General features: G+C 34.3%; 12 protein-coding genes. All 12 read right to left on the bottom strand.

Features of this window, described 5'->3' with window-relative positions; translation table 11 throughout:
• Positions 1-12 precede the first annotated feature (12 nt).
• Positions 13-591 (bottom strand): nicotinate (nicotinamide) nucleotide adenylyltransferase, encoded by a 579-nt coding sequence (nadD, locus tag FEF17_RS04185; protein ID WP_139001105.1) that lies wholly within the window; start codon positions 589-591, stop codon positions 13-15.
• Positions 592-600: 9 nt separating this feature from the next.
• Complete coding sequence (gmk, locus tag FEF17_RS04180; protein ID WP_139001104.1) at positions 601-1185, bottom strand: guanylate kinase; 585 nt, start codon at positions 1183-1185, stop codon at positions 601-603.
• Positions 1186-1199: 14 nt separating this feature from the next.
• Positions 1200-2057, bottom strand: coding sequence for a YicC/YloC family endoribonuclease (locus FEF17_RS04175; RefSeq protein ID WP_139001103.1), 858 nt, complete (start codon positions 2055-2057; stop codon positions 1200-1202).
• A 90-nt stretch (positions 2058-2147) separates the two neighbouring features.
• A complete protein-coding gene (locus tag FEF17_RS04170; RefSeq protein ID WP_139001102.1) occupies positions 2148-3206 on the bottom strand; it encodes an isoaspartyl peptidase/L-asparaginase family protein in 1059 nt (352 codons plus the stop codon).
• A 17-nt stretch (positions 3207-3223) separates the two neighbouring features.
• On the bottom strand, positions 3224-5746 hold the full coding sequence (locus FEF17_RS04165; protein ID WP_139001101.1) for a M14 family zinc carboxypeptidase: 2523 nt from the start codon (positions 5744-5746) through the stop codon (positions 3224-3226).
• A 278-nt stretch (positions 5747-6024) separates the two neighbouring features.
• Positions 6025-7452, bottom strand: coding sequence for an amidohydrolase (locus FEF17_RS04160; RefSeq protein WP_139001100.1), 1428 nt, complete (start codon positions 7450-7452; stop codon positions 6025-6027).
• Positions 7453-7476: 24 nt separating this feature from the next.
• Entirely contained in the window at positions 7477-9015 is a 1539-nt protein-coding gene (locus FEF17_RS04155; RefSeq protein ID WP_139001099.1) for a glutamate racemase, read from the bottom strand.
• Positions 9012-10577, bottom strand: coding sequence for an N-acyl-D-amino-acid deacylase family protein (locus FEF17_RS04150; RefSeq protein ID WP_139001098.1), 1566 nt, complete (start codon positions 10575-10577; stop codon positions 9012-9014). Before FEF17_RS04150 ends, FEF17_RS04155 begins: the two co-directional genes overlap by 4 nt.
• Positions 10561-11727, bottom strand: a complete 1167-nt coding sequence (locus FEF17_RS04145) for a M14 family metallopeptidase (protein WP_139001097.1) — start codon at positions 11725-11727, stop codon at positions 10561-10563. Before FEF17_RS04145 ends, FEF17_RS04150 begins: the two co-directional genes overlap by 17 nt.
• Before the next feature lie 18 nt (positions 11728-11745).
• A complete protein-coding gene (locus FEF17_RS04140; protein ID WP_139001096.1) occupies positions 11746-12741 on the bottom strand; it encodes an NAD(P)H-dependent amine dehydrogenase family protein in 996 nt (331 codons plus the stop codon).
• Positions 12742-12816: 75 nt separating this feature from the next.
• Positions 12817-14238: a SusD/RagB family nutrient-binding outer membrane lipoprotein gene (locus tag FEF17_RS04135; RefSeq protein ID WP_139001095.1), complete on the bottom strand. Its 1422-nt coding sequence runs from the start codon at positions 14236-14238 to the stop codon at positions 12817-12819.
• 13 nt (positions 14239-14251) lie between these two features.
• The gene (locus FEF17_RS04130; protein ID WP_139001094.1) at positions 14252-17494 is read right to left on the bottom strand and encodes a SusC/RagA family TonB-linked outer membrane protein; all 3243 of its coding nucleotides are present in this window, start codon (positions 17492-17494) and stop codon (positions 14252-14254) included.
• Positions 17495-17501: the final 7 nt, after the last annotated feature.

The following is a 17501-nucleotide window of genomic DNA, read 5'->3' as shown; positions in this document are numbered from 1 at the left end:
TTATTATTTAATCTATTTGTAGAAGTTCATTTCATCTAAATACTCCCAGACAAATTCTGGCAACATAGGTCTTACATTTTTACCCGCTTTTATTGACTTACGTATAAAGGTTGATGATAATTCCATATTGGGCGCATCTATAAAATGTACTTTATTATGATTATGAAATTGTGTTTCTATATCCCCTTTAGAAATCCTTGGGTAAACGTAAAGGTCGTGGTTTTCAAGAATGAGTTCGTAATTCTTCCATTTATGAAAGCTCTTTAAATTATCTTCTCCCATAATTAAGGCAAATTCATAATCTGGATACTTCTCCTGTAAATAAGTAAGAGTATTTATCGTATAGTTAGGTTGCGGTAAACTAAACTCTATATCGCTTGGTTTTAGTTTATTGTAGTCTTTTGTAGCACGATACACCATTTCTAAACGCTGGTAATTATCAAGTAGGCTTCTTTTATTTTTAAAAGGATTATGTGGTGTTACAACAAACCAAACTTGGTTTAAATCGCTATGCTCTGCAATATGATTGGCTATAACTAAATGCCCAATATGAATTGGATTAAAAGAACCAAAATACAATCCAATTTTCATGGAAATCTTTTAAGAATTTATAAAATCACTTACATGCTTATACGCATCTTCTAATGCATTTTCTAAATTGTCGTTCACTACAATAACATCAAAAAGAGGCGCGGTTGCAAGTTCTGCTGAAGCTTTAGCTACACGCATGTTAATTTTGTCTTCACTCTCTGTTTTGCGCTTTTTTAAACGAATTTTTAATTCGTCAATGCTTGGAGGTTTCACAAAAACAGCTAAGGTTTCATTTGGGAATTTACGTTTTATACGAAGTCCTCCAGAAACATCAATATCAAAAATAACATTCTTGCCTTTAGCCCATATACGCTCAACTTCAGTTTTTAAAGTTCCGTAAAAATTATCTCGATAGACTTCCTCCCATTCTAGGAATTCATCATTTTTAATCTTGTTCTTAAACTCTTTGGCCGATAAAAAATAATAGTCTTTACCTTCAACTTCTTCTCCACGTTTTTGTCTTGAAGTTGCAGAAATTGAGAACTCAAGACCTAATTCATCCAATCCTAATAAATGTCTTACAATGGTTGTTTTACCCGATCCTGATGGTGCCGAAAAAACAATTAGTTTTTGTCCTTTGCTATTTGTACTCATAACTTTTTACTAAACTAAAGTACATTCAATAATTGTTCCTTTATTTTCTCGAGTTCATCTTTCATTTGCACCACCAATTGTTGCATGGGTGCATAATTACTTTTAGAACCTATAGTGTTTATTTCGCGTCCCATTTCTTGACTTATAAAACCAAGTTTCTTGCCATTTGAGTCAGTTGAATTTAAACACTCTTTAAAATAGTTTAAGTGATTTTCTAAACGCACTTTTTCTTCTGTGATATCGAATTTTTCAATGTAATAAACCAATTCTTGTTCAAATCGGTTTTCGTCGTATTTCTCTCTTAATTCTTGAACTCCTTTTAATAAACGTTCTCGCACACCCTCAACACGTTCTGGGTCCATGGTGATAACCTCATCTAAAATGGCACTAATAGTTTTAAGACGATCATTAAAATCTAACTCTAAAACTTTGCCCTCATTTAATCGATGATTATTTAATTCGGAAACCGCTGTCTCTATTTGTGCTTCTATTTGCTTCCATTCGTTTTCATCTATTTCTTCGCGAACCGTGTTTAAAGCATCTGGAAAACGAACTGCCATTTTAAGTAAATCGATATCATCACCTTCTGCCACATCTTTTAATTGCTTAATATATTGTTTAACAACAGGTGTGTTTATTTGGGTAGATGTGTCTTCGGCAGTTGTTTCTACATAGATTGAAAAATCTACTTTTCCCCGTTCTAATTTTTTAGCTAAAAGCTTACGGATAGCAAGTTCCTTTTCTCTATAGATAGAGGGCATTCTTGCGTTTATATCAAGGTTTTTGCTATTAAGAGATTTAAGCTCTATCGTTAATTTTTTGGTTGGTAATTGCAATACAGATTTTCCATAACCTGTCATTGAATGTATCATATGTGCGTATATTAAGTTGCACAAAGGTAATTAAAACCTAAGGTTTAGAAAACTTAATATATTTTAAGAATTAAGATTATTATAAACGTGTTATTTACTCATTTCGAACATTTCTACTACGTTCTCGCCGCTAGATTTCTTGAAACCTCTAAACATGCCTTTCGAATTAAAATCCCAATATATATCACCCTTATTATCTATCAAGATCATGCCGCCACTACCACCTAGTTTTCCTATTTGGTTAAAAAGAACTTCGTGAAGTGCTTCGTTTGGGTTTAATCCTTTATATTGAATGAGGTTGGACACCTCATGCGCAGCCACGGTTCTCATAAAATATTCGCCTGTTCCAGTTGCCGAAATACCACATGTTAAATTGTTTGCATAATTTCCAGCACCAATAATTGGAGAATCTCCAATGCGACCATGCTTTTTATTTGTCATGCCACCAGTTGAGGTCCCTGCAGCGATATTGCCATTTTTATCTATAGCAACGGCGCCAACAGTTCCATATTTATGGTCGTCAATAAGACCTTCTTCAAATAAAGATGCGCTGCTATGGTCGAGTTGTATAATATCTTTTCCTTGGATTCTTTTTAATTGGTTATATCGTTTATCTGTAAAAAAGTAAGAACTGTCTACCATTTCTAAGCCATATTGCGCCATCATTGATTCCACCTCTTTTCCAGACAATAATACATGTTTTGAGCTATCCATGACTATTCTTGCTGCTAATATGGGATTTTTAATATGATTTACACCAGTAACAGCTCCACAATTTAATGTTTTACCATCCATAATAGAGGCATCCATTTCTTGTTTTCCTTCACTATTAAAAACAGCACCTCTACCTGCATTAAACAATGGTGAATCCTCCATTATATTCACAGCAGCCTGAACGGCATCTAATGATGAGCCACCATTTTCTAATACCGAATATCCTGCATCAAGTGCTTCCTGTAAGGCTTTAGAATAGGCTTTTTGCTGTTGTTCATTATGATTTTCTTTAGTAACACCTCCTGCTCCGCCATGTATTACTAAGGAAAATGAATTTGGTGCTCTCTCAAAAATTTTCGCATCTTCTTTTTTGACGCTCTGCTTACAGGCATTTAAAAAGCCTATAAGTGTAAGTAATAGAATTAGTTTTTTCATGGGTTTTATATTTCAGATTACATGTTCTTGGCAAAAAACACAGCATTCATTAATAATTTATTTGTTCCATACCAAAACCCTCTAAAATTTGTATTATCTGTAAAAACAATCACTTTGCCCTTACCTAATTTTTTAACTTGAAATGGGACTGTGCCTTTTAGAACTTCCAAATTAGGTTTTGATATATAACCGCTTAACAAAGGGTCTTTCGTGTATTTTATTGGGTTATTATAACTAGTGCTGTCTGGTTTTATAAATATTTTGGTTCTTCTAAACATTGGTAAGTTACTGTTTTTGTAACCAAAGTTAATGGGATGAGATTTGTCGAGTTCTGTGCTGAAAATAGCGCCTCCTATGGATTGTGCTCCTTTAAAATTTTCTTTTTGATCGAAGCGTACATTTTTAGCTTCAACTTTAGATTCTAGATAATCTAATTTTATAAAATTATTTAAGGACAGCCATTTCACGGTGTTTTTATACCCAATTAAAACGCCTCCATTTTTTACCCATGACTTTAATTTATCCACAACTGATTTATCAAGTTTCATTGAGGTACTCGGAATAATAATAGTCGAGTATTTGGAAATGGATAAGTTCTTTAAATACAGTAAATCTAACTTTGTGATGTTCATTTGATACCTTTGGTCAAACAAATGCCAAATTTCTCCAGAATCATAAGATGCAATACCCTGACCAACTAGCATGGCTACTTTTGGATTTTCAATAGTTTTAAACATGGAACTTCCTAAATCAATACCTCTTTCGGTAATCCCAGTATTAACGGCAGTAATTGTGACATGACTACTCTGGGTAACCTCACTTAAAAAATTAAAAATTTCATCATCGTTTAAATTTTGATTTTGAACAGGTATTAAAATAGTGCCATAATCGAAGGATTCATTATTTAAAGAAAAGGGCTTTAAACCAACTTTTGCTCGAATGCCTTTGTTCAATATTTTACTTAATGCTTTAGGCGTATAGTATTCATGCCACTTCATTAGGTAGGCGTAATTGCTTTTAAAAGTCACCTTGCCTTTAGGGAGTTGCAAATCACTTACTTCGTCACCAATATATTTATTTGAATTTAGTTCTGTATAATCGACATTAAATGCAAGTGGATATGTCCAAGCTGAAATGTCGTAAAACAAACTATCCGAAAAAGTTGTTCTTGTTTCGAAAATAGCCTTTATAATTTTACTCTTCGATTGATTTGTTGGAACTATAAAACAGGCATCTTTATCAAACGATTTTCCGTTTATATTTAAGTTGGATTTGAGTTTATTAACAGTAATGTTATGTCTTTTTAATATTTCGGCTAAATGATACGTCTTAGCAAGGTCTTCTTCATCTCCAAAAACGTATGCTTTTGTTACATCTTTATTGTTTTCGTTTCTAACATTATTAAAAAAACCTCTTTGATAATTCAGCAATTTAACACGCATGTCATTTCCAGCTTGCAGGGTTGATAATGCTGTTTTGAATTGATTTCTTATGGTAAAAGGAAATGTGAGCAAGCCATTTTCTGTATGTTGAGCGTGACCTCTAGAACTGCCTTGTTCAAATAATATTCCAATGGCACCATTTATATCTGGGAAGGTTGAGCCTTTTCCGTAATAAAAATCGTCATAACGCTCTTCTGTAAAGTATAAAGACCCAATTTCGTTTAAGGTTTTTGCATGATAATACCCTATTTCTTTTGTTAATTCTTGATTGGCTTTTGGTGTTAAAGGATGAACTCTGGAAAGTACACCCGGTTGAAAAAAGAAAGTTCTAAATGGAGATGTTTCATGATGATCTGTAACAATATTGGGCATCCAATTATTATAGGTGTTAATTCTAGCCCTTGATTCTGGTAGTTGCACTGGTAGCCAATCTCTATTTAAATCGAACCAATAATGGTTGGTTCTTCCCTTAGGCCAAACTTCTGAAAACTCTCTATCGTTAGGGTCAGGGTTTATATGGTGGCTTTTATTAACGTTTACCCATGAAGCAAAACGCTGTAAACCATCTGGATTAAAAGAAGGGTCTAAAAGAATTACAGTGTTTTTTAATAACTCCTCAATTTCGGGGCCTTCTGCAGCAGCTAAATGGTAGGCTAATAATAAACTGGCATTCGACCCGCTAGGTTCATTACCATGAACTGAAAAACCCTGATAAACAATAAGGGGCATAGTATCCACCTTTAGACTGTTGCTTTCAGCTTCAACCAGCTTTAAATGATTAGACCTTATTTCATCAATATTTTTATGATTTTCCGGAGATGTAATAGTGAGCAAAATTATTGGTCTATCCTCAAAGGTTTTACCTCTGTTTTCAATTGTTATTCTATCTGAAACATTAGTTAGAGCTTTCATATATTCCACTAACTTATCGTGTGTTATATGCCATTCTCCAATTTCATGACCAATAATGCTTTTAGGCGTTGGAATTTTAGGATTATATTGAATATTTGCTGGTAAATGGTATGAAAGCTTCAATTGATTTTGAGCACTTAGCAAAATAGATGCAACAAGGGTAATGACTAATAAATAATATTTCATAAGATTTTATTTTTTGATTTTAATCAAAAACAAATTCCGTCTTTTGTTTGTGGATATAAATTCGAAATACAAAATATGTCACTAAATATAATTCATTTTATGTTTAAATGCGCCTTATAATACTGCTATTTAAATAAAAATGATTACTGTAATTAACATGTTAGTTTTTAATTTTTTGCCCTTCTTGTTTACCAAAATATTTAGCAACTATTATATATAATTCCAATAAAAGATAATTTGGTTAGCTAAATAATAATAGGAAGAAAAATTGTCATATTTTATTCCCTATAATTCAATGCCGGTTTTCTATCACCTAAGAGCGGATTGTATTTAAAATCCTTTCCTCTTACATTTAAGAATTCTAACCTTGCTTTTTCAACTAAATTAGTATCTGAAAATAAATCAATAGCTGCAGCTGTCAAGGTTTTTGCGGCGATTAACATTCCTTTTGAACCAATTGATGTGCCTCCTGCCGCAACGGCTTGCCAACTATGCCCTGGGGTTCCGGGCACCCATGTTGCCGTAACCATGGTGCCTGTTGGAGCATTAAAACTAACATCGCCTACGTCTGAGGAGCCAGCACCGTTTAAATTTAATGTCGTGTTGAAAGGAATAACCTCTTTAGTTGCAGAAAAGTCTAATGATTCTGTTTTTAAAGTTTTTGATATTTCATTTGCGAATTCCAATTCCTCATTGTCAAAATTGTAACCTCCAATCTCCTTTAAGTTTTTGAACAAAGTTTCCTGTAGAGTTATATTATGTAACATTTCGTGAGTCCCTCCAATTATTTCAAAACTTGTCGTAGTTCCTGTTCCGATTGCAGCTCCTTTTGAAGCATTTGCAATTCTATCGAAAATGTTTAAGACAATATTTCTATTTGGGTGTCTCACATAATAATATACTTCTGCAAAATCGGGCACTACATTAGGGGCTTTTCCTCCATCCGTTATAACGTAATGTATACGAGCTTCCTGTGGTATATGCTCTCGCATCATGTTTACCATATAATTCATAGCTTCTACTGCATCTAATGCTGAGCGACCTTTATCAGGAGCACTAGAAGCATGGGCAGAGAAACCATAAAACTTGAATTTTGCAGATTTATTTGCCAATCTTACCTTTGGGTTTGCGCTATTCTTTCGACTAGGATGCCAGTCTAAAACAGCATCAACATCATCAAATAATCCTTCTCTGGACATATAAACTTTACCTGAGCCGCCTTCTTCGGCAGGACAACCATAAAAACGAATTGTCCCCCGACCATTATTGCTTTTTAACCAATTTTTCACACTAATAGCGGCAGCGGTAGATGCAGTACCGAGCAAATGATGCCCACAGGCATGACCTGCAATTTTCCCATTAGTCTTTTTTTCTGGAATGGCTTGTTGAGATAAGCCTGGAAGTGCATCAAATTCTCCTAAAAAAGCAATAACAGGGCTTCCAGAACCATATTCTGCAATAAAAGCTGTTGGTATTCCTGCAATACCAGCATTAATATTGAAACCTTCATTTTTTAGTGTTTCTTGGAGTAAAGCACTGCTTTTCTCTTCTTTATATCCAACTTCAGCATAGTCCCAGATAGTCATAGCAATAGAAGAGTAAAAGGCATTATTAGCTTCTAACTCTTGCAATATATCTGTTTTAGTTTTTTGACCGTAAACAATTGTTACGGTAAAAAGGAAAATTGTTAGCATCTTATAATTCATAATAAAAAGGTTTTTAGAGTAAGTTTATATTTTACTTTTATCTTTTAGCTGTTTTGTCTTATCGTTTTTTTGATTAAAATTCTGCATTAATTGATATACATACGGAATTTGTTGCTGAAAACGTGTTAAGATATCATAAGAAATATTGTCTCTACTAAAAGGAACAATTTTTACATATTCTTGAATTTCATGAGCATTCCTTCCATATTTATAATTGTATGGAAAACGTCCTAGATCATCAATAACATTATTAGGATTATCTTTATTAGCTACGCTTATATAGAATTCACTTTTTTTAATATCCCCTTCATGGTTAAATAATTCTTCTTGTTTTAAATAGTCGTGTAATTCTTTTGCCGTATCAACTGCTGGATCTATTAGTTTAATATTTTTTGCCATTAAATCTCTATATAAATAACTGCCATCTTTCCCTTTATAATTGTATAATTCTTTTAGGACTTTATCAATTTCTTCGGTCATATATGGATAATGCGTACAGCCTAAAATGATAGACTTTAACTTGTTGGTAGTTCTGGATTCACGCATCTGCTCTACAAGTGTAACTAAATGATAGCGCACATAATTTTTTGCATCGTTGATTTGAAGAATAGAGCAATCATCCGATTTTTCAGAATCACAAAGCATTTTACTACTATCGAAATCAAAGTTATAGATATCAAAAAGTGTTTTATCTATTTTAATATCGCCCTTTAAGCTCGGACCTTTATAGTCATCGCGAGGTTTTTTTAAGTTTTTGTCGAAGTAGTTTGGGTCTTCATCAACCGCTTCAGCAATGCCAACTCCACCTTGGGAGAATACTTCAATGTTTCCAGTGTAACCTAATTCATCTTTAAATTTTAATAAGGTTGTACTATATCCCTTAGAAGCAACGGTGCCTGCAGTTGCCAAAACACCAACAATGGCATCCTCGTCTTTTTCTATACTTGCTAATGTGCCTCGAACACCTGCATCAATAACTCCAATTACTTTAAGAGAGGAGTTGGCTTTTTTTAAAAAATCTTCAATGTATTCCTTTCCATATGCCGTAGCAGTATTACAGGCAATAACCAAGGCTTTTACGGGTTGCTTATCGGAGTTAAAGGAAGTGTCTGTAGCATCAGAATAGTACTTATTACTCATTAAAAATTGAGCATCTTTAATAATATGCTCGTTTAATAAATCTACCTTATTTTCTTTAGAATAATTACCATAAGGCATATTGGCTTGGTCGCCTAAGTAAATAAAGGATTCTTTAAAGAAATCTATTATGCCGTCGCCGCCATTTTCGTGATTTTCATTATTGTTTTCATCGTAATTAACAATCGCCTTAAGTACGGTAAGTCCTCCTGTACCAGAATCGAATACTCCAATTGGCAAGCTGTTATTACCATTTGGATAGTTTTTAAAGTCGATATAATAGAAGCTATCCTTGTCCTCAATGATCGTTGATACGATGTCTTTCTTTTCAATAACAGTGTTTAGAGCGCTTTCTTTTTTCTGTTCTTTTTTACAGCTTATAATTAGTAAGGTTAATAACAGAAATGATAATTTTAACTGTCTCATGGTTTATCCTTTTTTAAAACTCTTCCATTTAATTCACCTGTAAACTCACTATTATTAACTGAGAGTTTTCCATTAATAATACTATACATTAATCCTTCAGAGAATTGGAACGCATCTTTGTAATCTGCGTTATCCCTAAAGGTTTCAGGGTTAAAAATGATAATGTCTGCATAGTAACCTTCCTTTAATTGTCCTCGTTTCGGGATTCTAAATATCCTTGCTGTTTTTGATGTGCTTCCGTTTATAAAAGTTGGTAAATCTATAATGCTCTCCTGTTTAACGTATTTATGATATTTTCTAGGGAACGTGCCATATTTTCTAGGATGACCAGTATTTCCATCGGATCCAGTGACTACCCAATCTTGTTTCATAAAATTGTGAATGTCATCTGTATTCATGTTGAATGAAGCTACTCTAACATAACCTGTTTCTAACACGGGGTAAACAGCTTCTTCAGGAGGGATATTTAAAAACTCAGATATTTGCAGAAGTGTTTTTCCAAGGTAAGTTGAATCATTACATTTCACCACAAGCAATTTACTTGCGCCACCTCGACGCCTTATGTTTTCTTTTGTTTCCTTAAAAATTTGTGCTTTAAATTTTGATTGACTTGCACGATATAGCAACGAATCTTTTCCACCACTTTCTGCCCAACGAGGAGCAACTGCTGCATTTAAGCTAGTTCCTGATGCATCATAAGGATATTGATTAGCAGTTACCTCAACACCTTCTTTTCTAGCCTCTTCAATAATTTTTATAACAGAATCACTTTGATGCCAAACATCAACACCTAAGCATTTAATATGTGATATATGAATTGGTAGTTTTGCCTTTCGGCCAATCTCGATGGCTTCTTTAACAGAAGCAACTAAGCCAATTGAATTAGAGCTTTCGTCACGTAAATGCGTATCATAAATACCATTGTTCTTAGAAACTATTTTTGCCAGTGCAATAACTTCATCGGTGCTTGTATAACTCCCTGGGGCATAATACAGCCCAGTGGACATTCCAAATGCTCCAGCATCCAATTCTTTTTGCATCAATGCTTGCATTTCAGCAATTTGATCTGGGGTTGGATTTATATCGCTATTTCCAATAACAGCATTAATAATTTCATGATGACCTATAAGTTGGACAGCATTAGTACCTATTCCATGTTGCTTATATTGTTCTTGATATTTTTTGGTTGGGTAAAAGCTATCTCCATCATTACCCAAGACAACCGTGGTTATACCTTGCATCATAAAAGGAAGGTTATGAGACGTCTCGGGATCTTTAAGGTCTCTATCGGCATGGGTATGTGGATCAATAAATCCTGGAGATACAATTAACCCTGCAGCATTTATAGTTTTAGAAGCTTCAATCTCTACATTTTTATCATCTCCAACGAAAATAATTTTATCATCTTTAACCGCTATGGATTGATTATTTGGAATATGACTCATTCCATTGTAAACTGTTCCATTAACGATTAAAATATCTGCTTCAATTTTTTCTTTTGAGCAGGATAATAATATTACACACGCAAGGAATGCACATATATGCTTATTGTTCAATTTCATTTGCTTTATTTGAAAGTATTGTTTTCATAAGTTCTCTCGCGTAGACCTTAGCCCTTTCTCTGATGGTATCTCGATTTATTTCATCTCCATCTTCATAGGTTACTGCTTCACTTCCTAACTGATTAAAAAAATAATTATAACAATATGGTAATTCTTGACTACGTCGTCTAGATTCAACTTTAAATTGAGAATTAGATTCGATTCCTTTAATCCATTTAGGAATGACACCTCTTGTTTTGGTTTCATTTAATGAATCTAATATCAATAAATATGGTCCAGAATATGACGTGTGAAAATCTAGAGCAAATTTGATATTGATTGCTTTACTTGTTAAATCTTCGAAATAGGACTTTACTATTTTGGTTTCTGGTTGACTAAAATCAATCCAGTCTCTATTTAGGTCTTTACCGTTAGCATTGTGACGCCAGTAACCTTTATCGGCTCCATCGGGATTCAATAAAGGGAAAGCAATAATGTTATATTGATTCCTAAAATTATTAGAAGTTTTATTGTCAGCTAGTAACTCGCCATAGAAAGCCTTAAAGCCTATTGAACCTCCTGGTGTTTCTGGAGGATGCTGTCTAGCTATTAAAACTATTGCTTTATTTAGGCTATCATTTGTTGTAACAACATAGTTGTTGTTTTGCATAACAGTTTTACCTGCAATTTCCCTTTTTAAAAAAGAGTGGGTAATTAACAGACTATCAACCCAGTTATAAGTGTCCTTACTTGTTTCAATTTCTTGAGCTGCAACATATATTTTTTTGGGAGAAACATTAAGTTTTAATGTTGCTGTTCCATAAACTGTATCAATCCTAATTTTAGAAGCTTCAATTTTTTTCCAAGTTTTTTTATCAAAACTTAATTTTGGAATATATCTGTGTTTATAATTCCCATAATTCAGCTCTAACTTAATTTCTTTTTCTTTTTCAGAGGTAACAGCAAATGCATAGTAAGTACTTTTGTTTACGGGTTCAAAGGCTGGATTAATGTAAGCAATATATTTATCATCCTCGACATAATATCTAGTACTGTCCAATCTCGCTCCGGTAAATGAAGCTTCAAAAGAAACATTATCTTTTTCAGTATTCTTTACACATGAAAAATTTAAGATTATAATTATCGATATGTAAAAATTATAATGTTTCATGCGTTAGTTCTGTTCTGCTCAATTTATAAAACCAGGCACACTAATATCTGCCATCGTGTGAAGTCCAGGTTTTGCCTTTAACATTGAATTGATAGAGTTTATAGTTATAGCACATGTTGCGATATCTCCGTTAATGCCTCCGTCAATTTCTGATGAAAAATTGGGAGTGCCTTCAATTGAAATTCTATCAAATGACCTTGGTTCTCCAATTGCTGCTTTAAAATGCATTTTTATTTTGCAATCACCGTTAATATAACCATTGGCAATTTGTACAACACCTCGTGCTTCACCCTTAAGCACGTTTATAGCATCTGAAGCAACGTCTTGTTTTGCAATTACAGGCTCTAAGCTTTCTGTTATTCGGTCTAATTTTAAACCAATACTATTGGCTAGTAAATACACCGATTCTTTTAATCCTACATGCCTAAGTGTGCCTTCGGCTTCCTTTTTTCTAAATGCTTCTAGGTCCAATCCTGCTCCAATTTTTTTTTGAAATGGAATTCTTCTAACAGAAGCATCTTGTATTCGTTCAACAGTAATTTTATCCATTTTTTTACAAATTGAACTCATTACAGATGGCAAATAATCCATTAAAAAACCTGGGTTAACACCTGTGCCCAAACAGGCTATACCATTCTTTTTACAAATGGAATCTAATTGAAGACTCAATTCTGGTTGTAAGTCCCAAGGATATGACAATTCTTCACAAGTTGATATTATAGGAATTCTGAATTTTGCAACTTCTTCAATTTGGGGAATTAATTTTTTCAAACTAGAAACTGTCGTTATTATGGCAACATCTGGGTGGTATTTAAGTTCATCAATTGCGCTTTTTATTGAGCCAAAAATTTTCGCTTGATTTGTTAAAGCTCCATCTACATTATTAAGGTTTTTTCCAATCAAACGTTCGTTTATATCAACAACCGCAACGGTTTGTACCTCTTGTTTTTGGGCAATAAATTTAGCTGTCTGAATCCCTAATGGACCAAACCCAATTTGCAAAACAGATTTCATGTTATTCAGATTTTTTGAAAAGGCTGTCTAAAAAACACTTAATTTTAAACAGCCTTTTGACTAAAACAAACTAAACTATTGGTTTACTGGTGTTGGTGTAAATAAATCTGGTATAGGATCTGGAAGATTACTATTGTTGTTTATTTCTTCCTGAGCATATAAAAACCTTTGTGGGTTCATTGTAGCACTAGTAGTGTTTAATGGGAAAGGCACAATTATGTCACTGTCTGAAGCGCGTAACCTTCTCGCATCGTTAAAAGGCATGAAAGTACTAAACCCAGTTACATAGCGTTCTTCAATAATTTCTCTTAAAACGGCTCTATCAGTTGTGATATTATCCATGTTTTCCATACCTCCTGCTTGGAAATCTACTAAAACATAATCATCATACTGTAAACCGCCACCTAAATTATTGAAAGCATTACCAGAACGTAAATGTGCTCTTAACTCGTTTAATTTATCAATAGCACCCTGAGTATCTCCATTAACTCTAAGTAAGCATTCAGCCCAAATTAAGAGATTCTCTTCGTAGCTTACCAACTTCATTGGTGTAGCAGGATCGTCAATGCCTCCAGCTTGTTCGCCATCTCCATCTATAAAAGAGTAGTTTCTTCGAGCCGTTTCATCGGTCTTTACGTTATTTCTGCTATTCGAATTGCCTACATCTAGTAAATCTCTGTAAAAAGTACCTTCACCAGTCATATCACCTGCACGACTACTGTTTACAAAATTATAAAGGATGTTTGTATTACCATCTTGAACGGTCCCAATTGGGTTATAAGACATCGTTCCAGAACTAGAGTTTATACCATTTACTACATTAGCCAAAGCTTGAGAATATTGTTTTGTTTGTAAATAATAACGCGCTTTTAGGGTGTATGCTGCAGCAATCCATTTATCCTCATCTCCTCCAAAGTAATTATCTTGAGAGTTTGTTACCCCAGTTGAAGAACCATTTTGTAATTTAGGAATGGCATTGTCTAATAATGTTTGTAAGGCCGCATAGACATCGGCCTGAGCATCTAAAGTTGGATCAGGTGAACCAACCCCTGGATTGTCTGGTACAGCTGTAGAGTAAGGGATATCCCCAAATAAGGAAGCACCAGTGCCAACTGCCATCGCTTCATTCACGTCAATAATACCTTGTAATATTCCAACATTAGGGGAAAGTCTTCTAATTTCTTTATTTTGAACAAGTACGCCATTATAAATAAGCCCCCAAACAGCATTTGAATCTCCAGGCGTATAGTTATAGTTATACAAAGTTTCTTGTACTAATTGCAAGCCAATTAGACCACCTGTATAGTACATAGATGTTCTTGCCAGCTGCCCTTGTTGTATTTGTGCATTAGCTAGTAATGTTCCCAGTAGCATTAAATCTCCCGATGGAAGTGCTACCAATTGGTTTGGATTATCATTGACATCTAAATAACTATCACATGCCACAGATGACGTTAAAAAAACCAATGATAAAATTATTTTATATATAGATTTCATAATTTCTTAATGATTAATAATTAAACTTGATTCCAAAAGCATATGTTCTCGACCCTGGATTAGAAAAATAATCCAATCCTTTAGCTCTACCTACCCCAAATTGATTAATATCTGGGTCAATACCAACAACATCTGTCCAAATCACTAAATTTCGTCCAGAAGCAGTAAATTCAATGGAACTTAAGCCTGTTGCTTTTCTAAATTTTTCAGAATTAAGAGTATAGGATAAGGATAATTCTCTTAAACGTGTCCAACTTCCATCTTCAACAGCGAACTCATTTAATTTACCATCTCCAAAACCATATAAAGAGGTATAATAGTCTTCATCTAAAAGTACGTTTCCAGCGCCAAAGTTTCCAACGTTACCTCTTACTACAGATCCAGCAGGAAACACATCGCCATCGTAATTAACTAATTCTTCGGTTAAGGTTATCGTATTACCCGAATCTGCGTGTGTTCCGAAGAAGGTAGTGATAAATCTCGTTCTCTGAGCTAAATCATTTCCTTGACTAGTGTCAAACAAAGCTGAAAGTGATAAGTTTTTATATGAAAGATCAAATTGGATACCACCTCTCCAGTCGGGGTTGGGATCTCCAACAATTAAATTTCCTCCAGTATCAACCTGTGGAAAACCATTAGCATCTAAAGCTAGGCTTCCATCTGCATTTCTGAGAGCCCCTTGGGTATACAAAACACCCAATGGCTGTCCATCTATAGCAACCGATTCTATTGAAGTTCCTTCAGAAAATTCTTGAATAAATTCGCCTTGACCTAAAACACCTCTGACGATATTTTTATTGGTACTATAATTTAAAGCTACCGAACCTTTCCAATCTTCTTTTTTAAGAAAGTCATATTTCACCTCTAACTCAAAACCATCATTTTCAATGGTAGCTCCATTAGCATATATCTCGTCGAAGCCAAGAGAGGGGTTAACTGCTAAATCTAATAATACATCTTCTGTTTTATTAGTATAATAGGTGCCAGAAACAGATAATCTGTTTTTTAGGAACCTAAGGTCTAATCCTATTTCATATTCTGTTTTAATCTCTGGTTTTAAAAACGCATTTCCTAGACGCTCATCTAATTGAAAACCACCTCCAGAATCTTCCAGGGTGATTGTGTCTGAAAAGGTGTTGAAAGTTCCCACCTCAAATACGGTTTGTTCCCGATGCGCTAATGGAACATTGGCAACCTGTCCATAAGCTAATCTAAATTTACCAAAAGACAATAAATCTGTATTATCAATTATTTTAGAAAATGTCCACCCTAATTCGGCACTAGGATAAAAGAATCCATTATCAGATTTTGGTAAAACAGAATGCTTTTCATAAGCACCACCTAATTGCAAAATAAGTTGGTCTGCAAAATCAAAATTTGCAGTTCCATAAAAACGAATATTTCGCCTGTTAGTCCTTCCCGTTTCTGCAGTAATATTTTCCTTTGGAGCAAGTTCTGATGGGTCTAACGGACTTCTAAAGTTGGCTATAAAATTATCTGCTTCGGCAAATGTGCGCTTCCTTCTTCTGTCGTTTAAACCAACCCCTACTACAATATTGGTTTTTAATTTATCCGTTAATTGATAATTAAAATTGGTAATTAAATCCCCGTTATACTCTTCATTGTTAAACGTTTCATCATTAATTAACCCATATCGTCTTGCAGCTCCAGCCGTATACCATGGGAAGAAATAAACCCTAGTATCAACATAAAAATCTACACCACCTCTTAATACCGTACTAATATTATCGTTCCATTGATACGTCACTTCGCCAGTTCCAATAAGACGGTTTACTTTGGCGGTACTTTGCTGCTCATTAATAGTCCACAAGGGGTTGTTGTAAATCGCGTTATCACTATTACCTAAATATCTTCTATAGGCACGTTGTCTAAATGGCGTTATTGTTCCATTACTTGCATGGTAGTTTCCTATATAATCAGACTGATCAAAATCAGCTGGTGTACGCAATAATCCTAAATATAACCCTGCTGTATTTGATCCTTGTTGAGTTCTATTAGAACTTGTATGGATATAATTTGCTTTAAAATTTGTTTTTAGTTTGTCTGTTAAATTCTGTGTAACATTTATGGAAAAGTTTGTTTTTTTGTAAAAACTACTTTTAATTACACCGTCTTGACTAACATGACCACCACTTAAAAAGAATGTGCCTTTTTCAGTGCCTGAACTTATGGTAAATCTATTATCATAGGTCACCCCATTTTGAAATACTTGATCAAAATTCCTATCGGTAAATACATCTCTAGAATTTTTTTGAGTGATAGGATATATTATATTGTCTGAAACTAAAGACTCGAAAAATTGACCTGATGTATTTACATCATCAGGACCACCAGACCTGTCAGAAATCCTATCTCCCCAAGAGCGCTGTGCTGTTGGACTGTAGCTACCATTATTACCTTGTCCATATACCGTTTGTAAAGGGTGTTTATAAGATACTTCATCTATAGAGATACCTGATGATACTGTAGCTCTAAACTTGCCTTTTTTACCTTTTTTAGTGGTAATAACTATAACACCGTTTAAAGCTTTCGAGCCGTATAAGGCTCCAGCAGATGCCCCTTTAAACACTTGAAATGATTCAATATCATCTGGATTAATATCGTTTAAACGGGATTGTTGGGAAACCCCCGCAGATTGATCACTGTCACCATCGCCAGCTAAGTTATCGTTATTCAAGGGAATACCATCAACCACAATTAGGGGTTGGCTAGATCCGCTTAAAGAACTAACTCCTCTAATTTGGATGTTAGAACCTGCTCCAGGATCTCCAGATGTACCATTAATACTTACACCTGCAGCCTTACCCGCCATACCATCGATAATTTTGTTTTCAACCGGTTGTACTAGCTTTTCAGCATCAATTTTAGAGTAAGTTGAAGCCATTTTATCCCGGTTTTCTTTAAAACCGAGTGCGTTAATAACCACTTCATCCAAACTTTCTGCATCCTCTTGCAAAGTAACATTAATTGTAGTTTGATTACCTACAACAACTTCTAGCGTTTTATAACCCACAAAACTTACCTCAAGTACCGATTCACCGCTGGCTACCTCGAGACTAAAGTTACCGTCAAAATCTGTGGACGCACCATTAGTAGTCCCTTTCTCAACAATGGAAGCACCCGCCAAAGGGATTCCGTTGCTATCGATTACTGTACCAGTAACACTTTTCTGTGCATAGATAAATGCGCTTGAAAGCATTAGAACAAGTACTGAATAGAATAATTTTTTGTTCATACTTTTT

It is taken from the genome of Hyunsoonleella aestuarii (genome assembly GCF_006148925.1).
Classification (GTDB): Bacteria; Bacteroidota; Bacteroidia; order Flavobacteriales; family Flavobacteriaceae; genus Algibacter_D; species Algibacter_D aestuarii.
The sequence above is the reverse complement of the archived record's forward strand: the minus strand, read 5'-3'. Positions and strand labels throughout refer to the sequence as shown.